Source organism: Peribacillus sp. TH27 (assembly GCF_016650915.1).
Lineage (GTDB): Bacteria > Bacillota > Bacilli > Bacillales > DSM-1321 > Peribacillus > Peribacillus butanolivorans.
Genome location: NZ_JAEKEV010000002.1, coordinates 1,322,032 through 1,337,944, shown reverse-complemented (window position 1 = coordinate 1,337,944; position 15,913 = coordinate 1,322,032). Strand labels below are relative to the sequence as shown.

At 41.0% G+C, this 15,913-nt stretch carries 16 protein-coding genes and 1 pseudogene; all 17 read left to right on the top strand.

Features of this window, described 5'->3' with window-relative positions:
• Positions 1-46 precede the first annotated feature (46 nt).
• The 17 genes and pseudogenes from JFU24_RS07815 (at position 47) to rplS (ending at position 15,800) form a co-directional block, all read left to right on the top strand.
• Positions 47-2,425, top strand: a complete 2,379-nt coding sequence (locus tag JFU24_RS07815) for a hypothetical protein (RefSeq protein ID WP_201249824.1) — start codon at positions 47-49, stop codon at positions 2,423-2,425.
• Positions 2,422-3,357 (top strand): ABC transporter ATP-binding protein, encoded by a 936-nt coding sequence (locus tag JFU24_RS07810; RefSeq protein WP_056526687.1) that lies wholly within the window; start codon positions 2,422-2,424, stop codon positions 3,355-3,357. Before JFU24_RS07815 ends, JFU24_RS07810 begins: the two co-directional genes overlap by 4 nt.
• Positions 3,354-4,205: an ABC transporter permease gene (locus JFU24_RS07805; RefSeq protein ID WP_201181466.1), complete on the top strand. Its 852-nt coding sequence runs from the start codon at positions 3,354-3,356 to the stop codon at positions 4,203-4,205. The genes JFU24_RS07810 and JFU24_RS07805 overlap by 4 nt, the downstream gene beginning before the upstream one ends.
• Complete coding sequence (locus tag JFU24_RS07800; protein ID WP_201249823.1) at positions 4,202-4,981, top strand: hypothetical protein; 780 nt, start codon at positions 4,202-4,204, stop codon at positions 4,979-4,981. Before JFU24_RS07805 ends, JFU24_RS07800 begins: the two co-directional genes overlap by 4 nt.
• Positions 4,927-5,571, top strand: a pseudogene (locus JFU24_RS07795) (AAA family ATPase); the annotation flags it as partial. The gene JFU24_RS07800 and the pseudogene JFU24_RS07795, both read left to right, overlap by 55 nt.
• A 68-nt stretch (positions 5,572-5,639) precedes the next feature.
• Complete coding sequence (locus JFU24_RS07790; protein WP_242485303.1) at positions 5,640-6,434, top strand: DUF58 domain-containing protein; 795 nt, start codon at positions 5,640-5,642, stop codon at positions 6,432-6,434.
• 12 nt (positions 6,435-6,446) lie between these two features.
• Positions 6,447-6,827, top strand: a complete 381-nt coding sequence (locus JFU24_RS30205) for a vWA domain-containing protein (RefSeq protein WP_242485302.1) — start codon at positions 6,447-6,449, stop codon at positions 6,825-6,827.
• Positions 6,828-6,830: 3 nt separating this feature from the next.
• Entirely contained in the window at positions 6,831-8,210 is a 1,380-nt protein-coding gene (locus JFU24_RS07785) for a hypothetical protein (RefSeq protein WP_242485301.1), read from the top strand.
• Positions 8,200-10,986, top strand: a complete 2,787-nt coding sequence (locus JFU24_RS07780) for a VWA domain-containing protein (protein ID WP_201249821.1) — start codon at positions 8,200-8,202, stop codon at positions 10,984-10,986. Before JFU24_RS07785 ends, JFU24_RS07780 begins: the two co-directional genes overlap by 11 nt.
• Positions 10,987-11,093: 107 nt before the next feature.
• Entirely contained in the window at positions 11,094-11,426 is a 333-nt protein-coding gene (locus JFU24_RS07775; RefSeq protein ID WP_056526708.1) for a putative DNA-binding protein, read from the top strand.
• A gap of 11 nt (positions 11,427-11,437) precedes the next feature.
• Positions 11,438-12,778 carry a signal recognition particle protein gene (gene ffh, locus JFU24_RS07770; protein ID WP_053345298.1) on the top strand — a complete coding sequence of 447 codons (1,341 nt, stop codon included), beginning with the start codon at positions 11,438-11,440 and terminating at the stop codon, positions 12,776-12,778.
• A 153-nt stretch (positions 12,779-12,931) separates the two neighbouring features.
• Positions 12,932-13,204 (top strand): 30S ribosomal protein S16, encoded by a 273-nt coding sequence (gene rpsP / locus JFU24_RS07765; RefSeq protein WP_053345299.1) that lies wholly within the window; start codon positions 12,932-12,934, stop codon positions 13,202-13,204.
• A gap of 13 nt (positions 13,205-13,217) precedes the next feature.
• Positions 13,218-13,448 carry a KH domain-containing protein gene (locus JFU24_RS07760; RefSeq protein ID WP_053345300.1) on the top strand — a complete coding sequence of 77 codons (231 nt, stop codon included), beginning with the start codon at positions 13,218-13,220 and terminating at the stop codon, positions 13,446-13,448.
• A gap of 224 nt (positions 13,449-13,672) precedes the next feature.
• Positions 13,673-14,059, top strand: coding sequence for a YlqD family protein (locus tag JFU24_RS07755; RefSeq protein WP_053345301.1), 387 nt, complete (start codon positions 13,673-13,675; stop codon positions 14,057-14,059).
• 10 nt (positions 14,060-14,069) lie between these two features.
• Positions 14,070-14,588: a ribosome maturation factor RimM gene (rimM, locus tag JFU24_RS07750; RefSeq protein WP_053345302.1), complete on the top strand. Its 519-nt coding sequence runs from the start codon at positions 14,070-14,072 to the stop codon at positions 14,586-14,588.
• Positions 14,588-15,322 carry a tRNA (guanosine(37)-N1)-methyltransferase TrmD gene (gene trmD / locus JFU24_RS07745; protein WP_201249820.1) on the top strand — a complete coding sequence of 245 codons (735 nt, stop codon included), beginning with the start codon at positions 14,588-14,590 and terminating at the stop codon, positions 15,320-15,322. Before rimM ends, trmD begins: the two co-directional genes overlap by 1 nt.
• Before the next feature lie 130 nt (positions 15,323-15,452).
• On the top strand, positions 15,453-15,800 hold the full coding sequence (rplS, locus tag JFU24_RS07740; RefSeq protein WP_053345304.1) for a 50S ribosomal protein L19: 348 nt from the start codon (positions 15,453-15,455) through the stop codon (positions 15,798-15,800).
• Positions 15,801-15,913: the final 113 nt, after the last annotated feature.

Genomic DNA, 15,913 nt, shown 5'->3' with positions numbered 1-15,913 from the left:
TTCGGTATTTGGTCGTCTATTTAATTAAAGAAAAGGGGGAGTCAGGTTGTTCAGAAAAATACAGGGAATAGCTGCTTGTTTATTACTTTTCAGCATATTTTTACATATGTTGGCGCCACAGGCAGAAGCAGCTGACCCGAAGATTAAAATATCGATTGAACAAGGTTTTGATGGATACATAAAGCGTTCAATGGCAATGCCAATGAAAGTGCAAATTGAAAATAAAGGAGAGGCCTTTAGCGGTACGCTTATGTTTCAATTTCAATCCACTTATGAGTACGGTGGGGCACAGGCCCTAAAAGTAGAGTTGCCAAAGGGAAGTTCGAAAACCTATTCGATTTCACTTCCGGGCTACACAGATGATAATTACAATGGAAACGTATTGAATAAGTCGATTTATCTCTATGAGGGAGATTGGCAGAATGGTAAAGAAGTAGACTATTCAGGTCCAAAGATATTAACACCGAAATATTATGATGAAAGTCAGGACATAATTGGTGTATTAAGTCAAAAGTACGACCGGTTGACTGAATTAAGGGTTTTGCCATCAACAGACTCCACGATGATTGAACTGACAAAGGAAGAACTACCAAGTCGTTCTATGGGCCTTGAAATGTTAAGTTATTTGATTATTGACGAATATGGAATAGCTGCTTTGGATGCAGCGCAGCAAGAAGCGTTAAAAGGCTGGATCAAATCCGGGGGTATTTTAATTGCTGGAGCATCACCAAATGGAGCACAGCAATATGGATCCATTTATGATCTTCTACCGATGAAAATGGATAAAGAGGTTAAGCTTGAAACTGCCCTTTTTGCCAAAAAGGAAAAGGATAGGCCTTCCTTTAGCTATATACCTGGCTTTATAGGTGATGTAGAGAAGGGAGCGGAAATTCTCACAAAAAGCGGTGAATTTCCGGCAGTTGTGAAAAAACAGTACGGCAACGGGGTAATTGTTCAAACAGGCTTTTCACTTGGAGACCAGCCGCTAGCTTCATGGAAAGGGTATGGTACCTGGCTTGAAAAGATTTTAAATCAGGCAGACATAAACTCATTTTCTTCAACGGAAAATTTCTTGGAGCAGGCGCAATGGGAATTGAATGAGCCCAATAGCTATTTTGATGATACTACCTTATCGATCGGACAATTATTATTTCTACTGTGTGCTTATATCGTAATTATTGTACCTATTTTATATGTAGTTTTGAAAAAAATCGACAAAAGAGAGCATGCATGGTGGATTATTCCTTTGATTGCCTGCATCACGTCAGTCTTGACTTTTACTGTCGGGGCGAAAGACCGTCTTGCTCAGCCGCAACTGAATCAACTCGGAATCTATCATTCTAAGGATGGTCAACTTGTCGGGCTTCAATCTGATGTCCTCCTCTCCAATAAAGGTGGGGATTATGCACTGTCTTTCCCAAAAAATGAGATGACAGCTTTGCCAATGACGCAGGAAAGCTTAGGAGGAAACATTAAACGGTCACCAATCCTTGAGGAAAAAGCGGTAGATACAGAACTTATCTTTCCAAACGTTGAATATTGGTCAACTCGGTCATTACTTGGAAAAGTTTATAAAGGGAATGTTGGTCAATTCAAGACTGATTTGACAGTTGAAAATAAAACCTTGACCGGAACGATTCATAATGAAACACCATATGACTTTAAAGAATTGCTAATCATGTCAGGCCAAGAAAGAATTAATCTTGGTAAGTTAAAAAAAGGGGAAACGTTAACGGTTAAAGAAAAGTTGAAGGGAGACTTCTTGATTGAGCCTTATGCTGTGACATCAGGACCGATGAATAACTGGAACGCAGGACAAAAAATAGACCTCGATAAAATCCGAAGAGATCAATTGCTTTATGTAACGGAAACTTTTTTCTTTAGCGGGGTAAATGCCGGTACCGACCCTGTCATTGCTGGGGTGACCAGTGATTCAATAGTCGATATTAAAGTATCGAAAAAGCCAAAAAAGAATATAGATAATCTTATTTTTCAAACTTTCGAACCAGAAACAATTTTTTCTGGTGATGTAACCCTGTCGAAAGAAATGTTCAAAAGCTGGGTGGATGTCATCCGCGGTTCTTATGATGAAGAAGCAGGAATCGGAGAACATTGGTTTGAAATAGGTGAATATGAATATATCAGTCAAGTTCCTTTAATCATGAAAGATCATTCGTTTAAAGCGAAGCAATTGTCGATTAAGTTCAGTAAACAAAAAATTCAATATGAACTCTATAACTTTTCAACTGAAAAATATGAACCTATACCTGCTGAAGAACGGTCTATTTCGATTGAAGGACAAGAAGAGATCTCTTCTTATATTTCAAAAGAAGGAGATATTCAAATTAAGATAATTAAAGAAAGGGAAGACGATTCAAGTTTAAGGGTGCCGGAAATCAATGTAAAGGGAGAAGTGACGAAATGATAGAGATTTTACAGTTAACGAAGAAGTATGGCAATTTCACCGCATTGGATCACCTGGACCTGCAAATTGACAAAGGAACCGTGTTTGGATTCGTCGGACAAAATGGTGCCGGAAAGTCAACGACCTTTTCCATCTTGGCTACCCTTCTTGCTCCAACGTCAGGTACCGCCTATATTAATGGCTACAATATTTCGAAGGAGCCAAAACAAGTGCGCAGCCAAATCGGTTATATGCCTGATTTCTTTGGGGTGTACGATCAATTGAAAGCTGAGGAGTATTTGGACTTTTATGGTGCTAGCTATGGAATTCCCCTGTCGGAACGGAGTAAACTGATTCCTCAGTTACTTGAACTAGTTAATTTATCCGATAAACGTGAGTCTTATGTTGACTTGCTTTCGCGTGGAATGAAGCAGCGACTATGTTTGGCACGGAGCCTGATCCATGACCCGGAGGTGCTTATTCTTGATGAACCGGCGTCGGGCCTTGATCCACGTGCTCGGGTGGAAATGCGTGAGATATTAAAAGAGTTAAAGAATATGGGGAAAACGATTTTGATTTCATCACATATTTTACCGGAGCTTGCTGAGATGTGTGATGTACTTGGCATTATCGATCAAGGGAAATTGAAAGCGCAAGGAACTGTTGCAGAAATTCAGCATAAACTTCAAGGCGAAAAGAGTCTTATCGTAAAAGTACATCAGGATGTTGAGCGTTCCATTGCTTTTTTTGAAGACAATCCTGACATTAGCCAAATCAGCGTCCATCTTGATGGGGAAACGATTCAGTTTTTATTCAAAGGAGATGCATTTGCCCAACAAAAACTGTTGAAGTCTTGCATGTTACAGGATTTGCCCATTGTCTCATTTGCTGAAATTGAGACGGATCTTGAGGACGTATTTATGGAAATTACGAAAGGGGTCGAACTGTCATGAAAAGCTGGCTGATGAATCCTGTCTTAAATAAAGAATTTAAACTGCGGTTTCGCTCTTTCAAAAGTTTTTTAGGTGTTTTATTTTATGTTCTTGCTATTGGAGCTATCGTCATTGGCATGATCTTTATCCAATCGCTATCCAATATAGGGGGGCATATTGATCCTGATTCAAGCCGGTCGATGTTCATATTTTTAGCGGTAGTTCAGTTAGCTTTGATTCTTTTCATTACACCAGGGCTGACAGCTGGGGTCATTTCCAGTGAGCGAGAGCGACAGACCTTGAATATTCTATTGACGACGTCGCAAAGCTCCGCGGGTATTATTTTTGGAAAGTTAATTTCATCCATTTCCTATTTGTTATTGTTAGTGGTTGCTAGTTTGCCGCTATATAGCATCGTGTTTTTATTTGGCGGAATTTCACCCGCACAACTTTTAATGGTATTAGGGTTCAATGTTTTTACTGTCATCGTGTATGGCAGCATAGGCGTACTTTTCTCTACACTCGTACGTAAAACAATAGCCGCGATGGTAACCACTTATGGGGTCACATTGTTTTTAGTCGGGGGAACAGCCCTATTGACTTTGCTTTTCTCCAGCATGGCTTTAGGATTGCAGGGGAATTCTGTTACACCTACAACAAACCCTCTGCCTTATATAGCGGCTATGCTTAATACACCAATTGTCATGATCGGTTTCATCGAACCTACATACTCCGAGGAAATCCAGAAGTTAGCGGGCATTGATTTCCCCCTATGGGCTGCACATTTGATCTGCTATACCTTACTGTTAATCGGCGCGGTTTTACTTAGCGTAAAGAAACTTCGGGTCGGTATGAAGGCTAGACGATGAAAAAGGAAAAAATAAGTGATGAAAGTCAGTTTCTCAAACTTCTAAAGCCAATTCAACAGCAACTTTTAATACAGTTGTTGCTGAAAGAGGGGCAGCTTCTGCTCCTTGCTGTGGCTGTATGGTCATTTTTGCTGTTGTTTATAGCTCGCATAATGGTAATTCCGTTTATTTTACGTTACTTTTTCATAGGTTTAATATGTCTGTTAGCATTTTTTCTATATAGAGTCGTAAAACGGAAACCAGACAAAAAGATGGCAGCTTTGTTGTTTAATAAATTTGTTCCGGATGACAGAGTCGTAACAGGGTTTGCTTTTTTAGGAAACGCTGGTGAACTTGAAACGCTGCAACTTCGAGATGCAATCCGTCATATGAAAATCCATCAAGAGAAAGTACTAAGCCGGAAGAAAAGGTGGTTCTATCCTAAATGGTTGACGTCAGCATTGTGCTTAGCGGTATGTGTGCTTCTGTTCATTTTTTATCCAAACAAGGAAATGAAAGAAGCACAGAAGTTGGAAAAAGAAGTGAAGATTGTTGAAGAAGTGAAAAAAGAGCTTGAAAAAAAAGCGAACGATTCTAAAGAACCGGCAGTTGAAAAGGCATTGAAAGAGGTAAAGAAAAAAATGGCCCTTGAGAAAGATGGCGAAAAGGCGCTTGAGGCCCTCGCTAAACAATCAAGTGAGCTGCAATTAAAAGAGGTGAAGCAAAAAGAAAAGCAAAAACTGCGACACCAAAGACCCAAAGCTCGCTACTTGAGGCAATGGGTGAGAAAACTGTGACCGTGATGGGAGAAACGAAACAGCTTGAACAGCCGTTCTTTGTGCTTGCGACCCAGAATCCGATTGATATGGAGGGGACATATCCACTTCCTGAAGCACAGATGGACCGGTTTATCTGCAAAATTCATGTCAGTTACCCATCAAAGGAGGAATTGAAGCAGATTGTTCTTAGAACGACTGGCAAAGAAACCATAAGGATTGAAAAAGCAGCTTCAATTGAGGATGTCATATTTTTGCAGAAACTCGTAAAAGAGGTACTTGTCTCAGATGAAATGCTAGATTATGCGGTTTCCATTATTGCCAGTACTCATCCAAATACAGAGGAATCTCCGGAAGTAGTCCAAAAGTATGTGCAATTTGGAAGTGGCCCCCGTGGACTGCAAAGCTTAATAAAAATGGCAAAGGCAAGAGCTCTGTTTGCAGGACGCTATCATGTTTCTGCTGGAGACTTAAAGCAAACGGCTTATCCTGTATTAAGGCATCGACTTTTACTCAACTTTGAAGCGGAAGCAAGCGGGGTGCTGGCCGATTCCATCATTGCTGAAGTCGTTGAATCGGCTTACAAATTAGGGAAAGGACTTTCAGTGTGATGGGTTCTTATGCTTTTTTAGAAAGATTGCAGAAAAAAAGATTACTTGTGAAAACACGGAGACGTGGGATGCATAAAGGTTCAAGGAAATCGAGTGCGTTTGGCACCTCCCTTGAATTTTCCGATTTCCGGGCCTATCAACCAGGAGATGACGTTAGGCAAATTGATTGGAATGTCTATGGACGAACACAAAAGCATTATATTAAACGGTTCCTCGATGAACAAGAGTTGTCGGTAGCTATATATTTGGATGTGACCTCGTCGATGCGTGCTCTCCCGGATAAATGGGAGCTGGCACGCCAGCTTGCAGCTTCGTTAAGTTTTGTCGTCCTTGCTGGTGAGGACCGGCTGGCCTTTATTCCAGTTGCGTCCAAGACTGCCCATCCGATTCGCCGAAAGGGAGCGGTTCACCGAAAAGGCGTTTTTCGGGAGATTGCTGGTTTAGAAGATACCGAGAAAAGTGGTCATTTTTATGATCAGTTGGGCAAGGTAATGTTGAAGAATCATCAGCTGTCAATCATTATTTCCGACGGTCTTGAGCCCCTTGATAAAGTGGAGGCGACCTTGAGGAAAATGCGTTCTGCAAAACAAGAAATCTGGTTCATTCAATTGTTGGGAAAAGAGGAACTAAATCCTGCTTTTAACGGAGACTTAAAACTGGTCGACAGTGAAATGGATACAGCAGTCAACGTAAGCATCCATCCTTCGCTCATTGGAAACTATCAGACTCGTCTTAATAAACATAACCAAAAGCTTGAAGGGGTATGCCGAAGTTTTGGCTGCCATTACATTCTTATCAGTGCTAAAACTGATATACAGACGATTTTATTTCAAGACTTTCCACGCCATGGGCTAATGAATTGAGGTGAAGATATTATGCATATTTCTAATCCGCTCTTTTTTCTATTAATAATCTTTATCGCTGCCGTGATTTTGTTCTATTTTTTCCGGAAGCAATATGAAACGACAACGATTTCATCCAATTTATTATGGGAGCAGGTCCTGAATGAATGGCAAGCTTCCCCATGGCTTCATAAATTGCAGCATAACCTTTTATTCTGGCTACAGATTCTTGTGCTTCTTCTCCTCATGTTTTCGTTAGTCCGTCCCTTTTGGTTTCAAAAAGGAATTCCGGGCGATCACCTTATCCTTATAATCGACACATCCGCTACAATGAGTGCAAAAGATGGGGAACTTACCCGTTTTGAAAAGGCTAAACAAGAATTGATGGAGATGCTTAAAGAAGTAGATAATTAAGAAGTGACTATCATAGAAGCTGGTCAAAAGCCCATCATCCGTGCTAATCATGAGACTAACCACGCTGTACTGAAAAAACAAACAGCAGCATTAGAGTTAACGTATGATCATGAAAATATTGATAAAGCACTGAAATTAGCGGACTCACTTTCCAACGGAAAAGAAACGGTCATCCATCTTTTTTCTGATAGGGTTGTGAAAGATGACCTTAGCGGGCTATCTGAAAATATACCGATTGATGTACATAATTTTAGTAGTCAAAATGACAATCTGTCATTACTTTCATTTGGTACGGCCAACCGCAAAGAAGGCATTACCGGAGTGGCTGTCGTTGAAAATCAAACCAAGAAGGATAAAACCCTAGAATTCCAAGTTACGAATGGAAAAGAAGTTCTTTTTATCAAAAAACTGTCTGTTAAAGCCAATAGTGAGAAAACGGTCGATATTCCAGTACTCAAAGAAAAGCCTTATTACACGGCTTCCATCAATGCGAATGATAATTATTCCGCTGACAACGAAATGACGGCTATTCAATCGGCGATTTATGAAAAGGTTTATGCAGTCGGAAATGTGAATGCTTTTCTCATTAATGCTCTTGAAACAATAGGGCTTGACGTCATCCAACTTGAAGATAAAGAAAAAGTTAGAAAGGATGGGGTTGTGATTGCTCAAGGGATGGAACTAGAAGAACTTGGTTCATATCCGCTGCTATTTGTGAACGAGGCTAAAAAAGGAAAACAAAAATTAACAGAAAAGCTGTTAGGAACGGATGATCCCTTGATGGAGTATGTTCAAACAGAGAAAATTTATATTGAATCAACATCCCCTCCTATCAATAAACAATGGACAAATGTACTCGTAAGCGGCGACCTTCCACTCATTCAAAAAGGAACATATCAAGGCCAACCAATCATTGCCTTGAACTTTTCTGTTGCTGATAGTGATTGGCCGTTGCAGCCGGGTTTTCCAATCTTTTTATATAACTCATTTCAATGGCTGACACAGCAAACGAATTTTCTGGGGTACTACCAGCCTGGTGAAGAAAAGTGGTTGAACCTTGGGAAGGATACACAAAAACTAGCTATTTTCTCTGAGTCTGGAAATAATCTCTATTCCGTAGACTTACAGAAAGAAGGTTTTAAGGCTCCAAGTATGCCTGGTACATACGAAGCAGTATCAGGAGATCAGGTGTTTTATTTTTCCGTGTTGCTTGACGAACGTGAAAAAGAAATCATCTCTGCTCCTTCATTCAGTATAAATTCAAAATCGACCGAAATGAAAGTGGTATCCGATAATAAACAGAATTTTTTATGGTATTGGCTAGCATGTGTGGCCCTTCTACTGTTGATGTTCGAATGGGAGGTGTATCGTCGTGGGCGTTGAGTTTACCTATCCTCTGATTTTTCTATTACTCATTCCCTGTGCAGGACTTATTTATTTTTATCTCCTTAAATCCCGACATCAGGCTAAGCAAAAGGAAACGACGGTGGTTGCGGTACTGCGGTCCTTGATCTTTTTACTCATCATCTTAGCTCTTACAGTTCCGCAAATATTACTGCCTCTCAAGGGATCTACGGTCGTTTTTTTAGTCGATCGTTCTGCAAGTGTCAAAGATTCGGAAGCTAAAACGCTTGCCTGGATTGAGAAAAGCACGGAGGAAATGGATAAAGATGACTCGTTTGCGGTGGCTGCATTTGGTGACAGTGCTGTTGCCGAGCAGTCAATGACGACAAAACATTCATCCACTACTCAATATAGTGGCAAAGTTGATGAAGATGCAAGCCGTTTAGAGTCTGGAATTCAGTTTGCCTCATCGCTTATTCCGAGTCACTCAAGCGGCAGGATTGTGCTTTTTTCGGATGGCAATGAAACTTCCGGCAATGCCGTGGAAGGGGCAAAATTACTAAAGAACAAAAACATCGAACTCGATGTGATCCCTTTAATTGAGGAGGCTGGCGAGGACATTGCTCTCAGGAATTTAACGATACCTCCTTCCTTATATCAAGGAGAAAAAACGGAGCTCTCTTTAGAAGTGGATAGTAATTCAGCAAAAAAAGCGACCGTTCGTATTTCACTGAACGATCAGGAAATTATCAAAAAAAACGTGGATGTAAAGGAAGGGTCCAATTTATACACATTTAACCATACTGTAGATGATACAGGTTTACAGGTATACAAAGCTGAAATCATTGCCGAAAAGGACACCTTTACGGAAAATAATCAGCTACAGGCGATTACGAAAGTAAAAGGGACGCCAAAAATTCTGATTGTCGAGGCAGAAGGGACCGGTCGAATTGAAAAAATTCTGAAAGGAAGCGGACTGATTGTTGAGACGACCGTACCAGAAAAGTTGCCGACTACATTATCTGGCTTTTTACAGTATCAATCGATTGTGTTTAACAATGTTTCCGCAACCTCTGTCACGGAAAATCAGATGAAATTAATCGAACAATCCGTCAAGGAATTCGGCAATGGGTTCGTGATGACTGGAGGAGAAAATAGTTTCGGACTTGGAGGGTATTTCAAGACTCCAATTGAGCATCTGCTACCAGTGGACATGGATATCAAAGGAAAAAAAGAAATGCCTTCGCTCGGATTAATGATTGTTCTCGACAGGTCAGGCAGTATGGTTGGCAACAAGCTTTCATTAGCAAAAGAAGCCGCGGCCCGGTCCGTAGAGCTTTTACGTGAGAAAGATACCTTCGGGTTCATTGCCTTTGATGACCGCCCTTGGGAAATTATCGAAGCCGGTCCACTCACGGATAAGGAAGAAGCCATGGGGAAAATCCGTTCGCTTGCTCCAGGAGGTGGTACGGAAATCTACAGTTCTCTTGAGATGGCGTATAACAAGTTAATGGATGAAAAGTTACAGCGTAAGCATATTATTTTGTTGACGGACGGTCAGTCAAATACTTCTAGCGATTATGAAGCATTAATCGAAGACGGGAAGGAAAAGAACATAACACTTTCAACGGTGTCCATTGGCAGCGATGCCGATAAGAACTTGCTCGAGGACTTGGCCGATTTCGGAACGGGGCGTTTTTACGATGTCACGGATGCCTCCTTAATTCCGAGCATTTTATCACGTGAAACGGTGATGGCAAGCCGTACATATATCGAGGACAATCCGTTTTATCCATCCATACAGGATACTCCTGAATGGAATGGCTTGTTTAATGATGGAGTACCTAAGATGAATGCATACATCGCGACAACGACGAAACAGCGTGCTTTCCTGCCGTTGGTCAGTGAAAAAGAAGATCCAGTCCTCGCTCAATGGCAATATGGAATGGGGACAACGGTGGCCTTCACTTCGGATCTAAGTGGCAAATGGTCTGGCGATTGGCCTGCTTGGGGTAAGTGGGGCTCTTTCCTCAATCAATTGGTCACAATCACGCTTCCTAAATTCGAAAGTGAGCCATATACTCTTACACAGGAAAATAGTGGTGAAGAAACCGTGATTATGCTAGAATCAGCCTCACAAAACAACTTGCCTTTATCTGCAAATGTGGTTTCGGAAAATGGACAAATAGTTGATGCGAATACAAAACTCGTCGCTCCCGGGAAATATGAAATTATTATTCCGAAGCAGTCTGGTATGTATTATATCAGTGTAAAACAGGAAAACAATGAGGGTGGTACGAACCTGTATCAAACAGGTTTCACTGTGCCCTATTCAGAAGAGTACCTGCAGCAAGGTCTAAACAAGTCGCTTATCAAGGAATTGTTGGCTGTTTCGGGTGGCCAGGAGTTGAAAACGGAGGCTCAGGCATTCCGTGATTTACAGACCACATCCAGACAAAAGCAAAGCATTAGCCATTGGCTTCTATTAACGGCGTTCCTACTTTTATTTGTAGAAATTACAATACGGCGTTTTGGCTTGCATAGAGTTATGCACCTATTTGCAGGAATTCCTAAAAAGACAGGAAGTAGATCATTAAAATCGGCTGAAACAGTCAAGAAACTGAAAACTGTGCAAGAAGCGACACATAAAACACGTATAACAGGGAAGGCAAACCTGAAATCAGAGTCTAATAATCAATCTGTAAGACCAGTGACAGAACGCAGGAAACAGAACCAATCTGAAAAGAAATTAACCGAATCAGAACGAGAGAGCCAGATGAAACGCCTTCTGGAAGCGAGAAAACGAAAAAAATAATGCTTTCCAAACAAGTGGTAAGGAGTTTAGCTTGACATCAAATAGGCAACGCTATACAATATAAACTTGTAAAGGGTTTTCACTTAACAGCAGGGAGGCTTGCTAAGATGCTTGAAAAGACAACGCGGATTAACTATTTGTATGACTTTTACCAATCGTTGTTAACAGAGAAGCAGCAGAGCTATATGTCCCTCTACTATCTGGATGATTACTCTCTTGGGGAGATTGCCGATGAATACGAAGTGAGTAGACAGGCAGTCTATGATAATATAAAAAGAACAGAAGCAATGCTTGAGGAATACGAAGCAAAGCTATTGTTATTTCAAAAATTTCAAGAGCGTAACCAGTGGATTGCGAATATGAAGGAACTCATAGAAAAGGAATCCTTTTCAAAAGAGAAGCTGCTTGACGCAATCACAACGCTTGAGAAGTTGGATTAGGAGGCGGCAATATGGCATTTGAAGGATTGGCCGACCGACTGCAGAGCACGATGCAAAAGATCCGCGGAAAAGGGAAGGTCAACGAAGCAGACGTTAAAGAAATGATGCGTGAAGTTCGATTGGCCCTACTTGAAGCGGACGTTAACTTTAAAGTCGTGAAGGAATTTGTAAAGCGTGTAAGTGAACGTTCGGTAGGCCAGGAAGTGCTAAAAAGCTTAACCCCCGGTCAACAGGTAATTAAAGTAGTTAAGGAAGAATTGACGGAGCTGATGGGCGGCGAACAGAGCAAGATAGCCGTTGCCTCGAAACCACCGACTGTCATTATGATGGTAGGGCTTCAAGGGGCAGGTAAAACGACAACCACCGGAAAGCTTGCCAATCTTCTTAGAAAAAAATACAACCGCACGCCATTGCTCGTTGCGGCTGATATTTACCGTCCGGCGGCGATTAAGCAGCTTGAAACACTTGGCAAACAATTAAGCATGCCTGTTTTTTCCCTTGGGGATCAGGTCAGTCCTGTTGAAATTGCCAAACAGGCGATCGAAAAAGCGAAGGAAGAACATCATGATTATGTGTTGATTGATACCGCAGGTCGTCTTCATGTTGATGAAAACCTGATGGGCGAACTGAAAGATATCAAAGAATTGACCAAACCGGATGAAATCTTCCTCGTTGTTGATGCGATGACCGGGCAGGATGCTGTCAATGTGGCCCAAAGCTTTAATGAGCAGCTTGGCCTGACTGGGGTCGTATTAACGAAACTTGATGGGGATACACGTGGTGGTGCGGCACTTTCGATTCGTTCAGTTACCAACACGCCGATTAAATTCGTCGGTATGGGTGAAAAATTGGATGCACTTGAAGCATTCCATCCAGAACGGATGGCTTCAAGAATCCTCGGTATGGGTGATGTATTAACCCTTATCGAAAAAGCACAGGCCAATGTAGATGAAGAAAAAGCGAAAGAATTAGAGAAAAAGATGCGTACCGCTACTTTTACCTTTGATGATTTCCTTGAGCAACTTGGTCAGGTGCGTAATATGGGACCGCTTGATGACATTTTGAAAATGATTCCTGGTGCGAACAAAATGAAAGGGATGGATAACCTTCAAATCGATGAGAAACAGATCGGTCATGTTGAAGCTATCATCCGTTCAATGACAACGCAGGAAAAGGAACATCCAGAAACCATGAATGCATCCCGCAAAAAACGGATTGCCAAAGGAAGCGGCAGATCTATTCAAGAAGTGAACCGTTTACTAAAGCAATTTGAAGAAATGAAAAAGATGATGAAACAGGTTACAAACATGCAAAAAGGGAAGAAAAAGGGATTCAAATTCCCGTTCATGTAAGGTTTATTTTAGGTCGAAACGAGGCGTAAATACAGGCTGAAGCCATGTATTTCAACACTTTTTTTACCTGTTAAGAAAAAAACCTTTACAAACATACAAGACATTTGATATTATACTATCTTGTGTGAAACTATTCGGAGGTGCTTATTTAAAATGGCAGTAAAAATTCGCTTAAAACGTATGGGAGCTAAAAAATCTCCTTTCTATCGTATTGTAGTTGCAGATTCTCGTTCACCACGTGACGGACGTTACATTGAAGTTGTAGGAACTTATAACCCGGTGACTCAACCAGCTAAAGTTGACATCAACGAAGAGCTTGCTCTTAAATGGTTACAAGATGGAGCTAAACCATCTGATACAGTTCGTAACTTATTCTCAACACAAGGCATCATGGAAAAATTCCATGTTGCAAAAAACAGCAAGTAATCGACGGTAGTTGATGAAAGCTTTAATTGAAACAATTGTTTCAGCACTTGTGGATTATCCGGAAGAAGTCATCGTGACTTCGAAGGAAGAGTCCGACCGAATTGTTTATGTCCTCTCCGTTCATAAAGAAGACATGGGCAAGGTCATCGGTAAACAAGGGCGTGTTGCTAAGGCGGTTCGGACTGTGGTATATGCAGCAGGATCCTCACAGCAGAAGAAAATCTATTTGGAGATTTCCGAATAAGGAGGGCTAATACCCCTCCTTTTTTTGTACTTCAAGAAAGTTGAATTCCGACTTTAATCATATTCAAATACGACTCGGAGTTTAAACTTTACGCCTTTTTAAGACGCATCTTTTACCGATTTACGTTATACTTAAGAGAATGACCCCCATTTTTCAAAAAGATTACCCTATCATACATATTTTTTGAATGAAATAAGAAATCATAGATAATAGGAGGTGCTGGAATGAAAATTCTCCAAAATGTAATCGTTAACCAAGTATTAACGGAATCCAGCAAGAATCAGCTCCTCGAGAAGTACAAATCAAAACGTCTACAGCTTCAAAAAGAGAGTGAACAGCTTCGTTTTGAACTGAAAAAACTTGAAAAAACTAGGAACCTTCAGCCCGCTAGTCTCCGTGCTCATTTTGAAAAAGAAATAAACCAAAGGCAAGAAAAAATCAAACTGCTTGAATTTCAAATGGAACAGTTGGAAATCCTTCCTACTGGAAGCGAACTGAAGGAACGGGAAGTTCAAAGTATCATTGAGGTAGAAATTGGGGCAGATTGGGACGAACTTATGACAACGAAGACTATTGTCATTAAAGATGGAATCGTCTCGGAAATTCGTTAGAGGTGAAAGAATGGAAAATTGGTTTAATGTAGGTAAAATTGTCAACACACATGGTCTTTTAGGTGAAGTCCGTGTTATTTCATCAACAGACTTTCCGGAAAAGCGTTTCAAAGTAGGCAATACGCTGTATTTATTTAGAGAAACAGAGAAAAAGCCTTTGCCACTTATTATCAGGTCGCATCGCAACCATAAAAACTTTAACTTATTGACGTTTGAAAACTACTACAACGTCGGTCAGGTCGAGGCTTTCCGGAATGGAGTCTTGAAAATTAAGGAAGCTCAGCTAGGTAAATTGGATGAAGGTGAATTCTACTTCCATGAAATCATCGGCTGTTCGGTGTTTACAGATGAAGGTGTAGAAATAGGGGAGATCATTGAGGTTCTAACGCCGGGCGCCAATGATGTTTGGGTCATTAAGAAAGCTGGCAGTAAGGATATTTTAATTCCATATATTGATCAAATTGTGAAAGAAGTAGATATATCTGCTAAAAAAGTTATCATCACACCGATGGAAGGGCTTTTAGACTGATGAAAATCGATGTACTTTCGCTATTTCCAGAAATGTTCGAAGGGGTATTTGGCTCGTCAATTTTAAAAAAGGCCGCAGAAAAACAGGCTGTCAGCTACAATGTGACCAATTTTCGTGATTATGCAGACAATAAGCATTCGACAGTAGATGATTATCCGTATGGTGGCGGTGCAGGGATGGTATTGAAGGCACAACCCATCTTTGACGCCGTAGAAGCCCTTAAAGGGCACGCTGAGCAAAGGCCACGAGTTGTCTTGCTATGTCCACAGGGAGAGCGTTACACGCAGAGAAAAGCTGAAGAGTTTGCGAAAGAAGATCATCTTATTTTCATTTGCGGACATTATGAAGGGTATGATGAGCGCATCCGGGAGCATATTGTCACAGATGAAATATCAATAGGTGACTTTGTGCTTACAGGTGGTGAATTGGGTGCTATGGTTATTATAGACAGCGTTGTTCGCTTGCTTCCGGGCGTGTTAGGAAATGTAGACTCCCCGATTCTTGATTCATATTCTTCTGGTTTGTTAGAGCATCCCCATTATACTAGACCTGCAGATTTCAGGGGAATGAAAGTTCCTGATACGCTTATATCCGGTAATCATAAAAAAATCGATGAATGGCGGATGAAAGAGTCATTACGCAGGACGTGGAATCGACGACCGGATTTGCTCGAAAGCTATGAACTTTCGAACGTTGAAAAAAAATTATTGTCAGAGATTCAAAAAGAAGACTGATGTCTATTGCATCAGCATCTAGAGTATGATAGGATATACCTTGTGACTTGGGCAAAATGCTCAGTCTTATAACGATGTTCCGCTGCAAACAATTAGTATTTGTAAGAGCGTCCAGGAGGAGTTGAAATCGATGCAAAATCTTATTAACGATATCACAAAAGAACAACTTCGCACAGATCTTCCATCATTCAGACCTGGTGACACAGTACGTGTACACGTAAAGGTTATTGAAGGAACTCGCGAACGTATCCAGTTGTTTGAAGGCGTTGTAATCAAACGTCGTGGCGGCGGAGTTAGTGAAACTTTCACAGTACGTAAGATTTCTTACGGCGTTGGAGTGGAACGTGCTTTCCCTCTTCACACACCAAAAATTGCGCAATTAGAAGTTATCCGTCACGGTAAAGTACGTCGTGCGAAACTTTATTACCTACGCGAACTTCGTGGTAAAAAAGCACGTATTAAAGAAATTCGTCGTTAATTCTTCGAATATCTCTATGCGGGTTTGCCATGATTCACATATGGTGAGTAACCAAACAGTATTATGCAAAAAAGGAGCTTGTTTAACAGGCTCCTTTTTTTGCACTTGAAGAA

Excerpts from the sequence above, each read along its gene's own strand:
- JFU24_RS07810 (WP_056526687.1), top strand. The coding sequence starts at position 2,422 with ATGATAGAGATTTTACAGTTAACGAAGAAGTATGGCAATTTCACCGCA.
- JFU24_RS07805 (WP_201181466.1), top strand. The coding sequence starts at position 3,354 with ATGAAAAGCTGGCTGATGAATCCTGTCTTAAATAAAGAATTTAAACTG.
- JFU24_RS07800 (WP_201249823.1), top strand. The coding sequence starts at position 4,202 with ATGAAAAAGGAAAAAATAAGTGATGAAAGTCAGTTTCTCAAACTTCTA.
- JFU24_RS07790 (WP_242485303.1), top strand. The coding sequence starts at position 5,640 with ATGCATAAAGGTTCAAGGAAATCGAGTGCGTTTGGCACCTCCCTTGAA.
- JFU24_RS30205 (WP_242485302.1), top strand. The coding sequence starts at position 6,447 with ATGCATATTTCTAATCCGCTCTTTTTTCTATTAATAATCTTTATCGCT.
- JFU24_RS07775 (WP_056526708.1), top strand. The coding sequence starts at position 11,094 with ATGCTTGAAAAGACAACGCGGATTAACTATTTGTATGACTTTTACCAA.
- ffh (WP_053345298.1), top strand. The coding sequence starts at position 11,438 with ATGGCATTTGAAGGATTGGCCGACCGACTGCAGAGCACGATGCAAAAG.
- rpsP (WP_053345299.1), top strand. The coding sequence starts at position 12,932 with ATGGCAGTAAAAATTCGCTTAAAACGTATGGGAGCTAAAAAATCTCCT.
- JFU24_RS07760 (WP_053345300.1), top strand. The coding sequence starts at position 13,218 with ATGAAAGCTTTAATTGAAACAATTGTTTCAGCACTTGTGGATTATCCG.
- JFU24_RS07755 (WP_053345301.1), top strand. The coding sequence starts at position 13,673 with ATGAAAATTCTCCAAAATGTAATCGTTAACCAAGTATTAACGGAATCC.
- rimM (WP_053345302.1), top strand. The coding sequence starts at position 14,070 with ATGGAAAATTGGTTTAATGTAGGTAAAATTGTCAACACACATGGTCTT.
- trmD (WP_201249820.1), top strand. The coding sequence starts at position 14,588 with ATGAAAATCGATGTACTTTCGCTATTTCCAGAAATGTTCGAAGGGGTA.
- rplS (WP_053345304.1), top strand. The coding sequence starts at position 15,453 with ATGCAAAATCTTATTAACGATATCACAAAAGAACAACTTCGCACAGAT.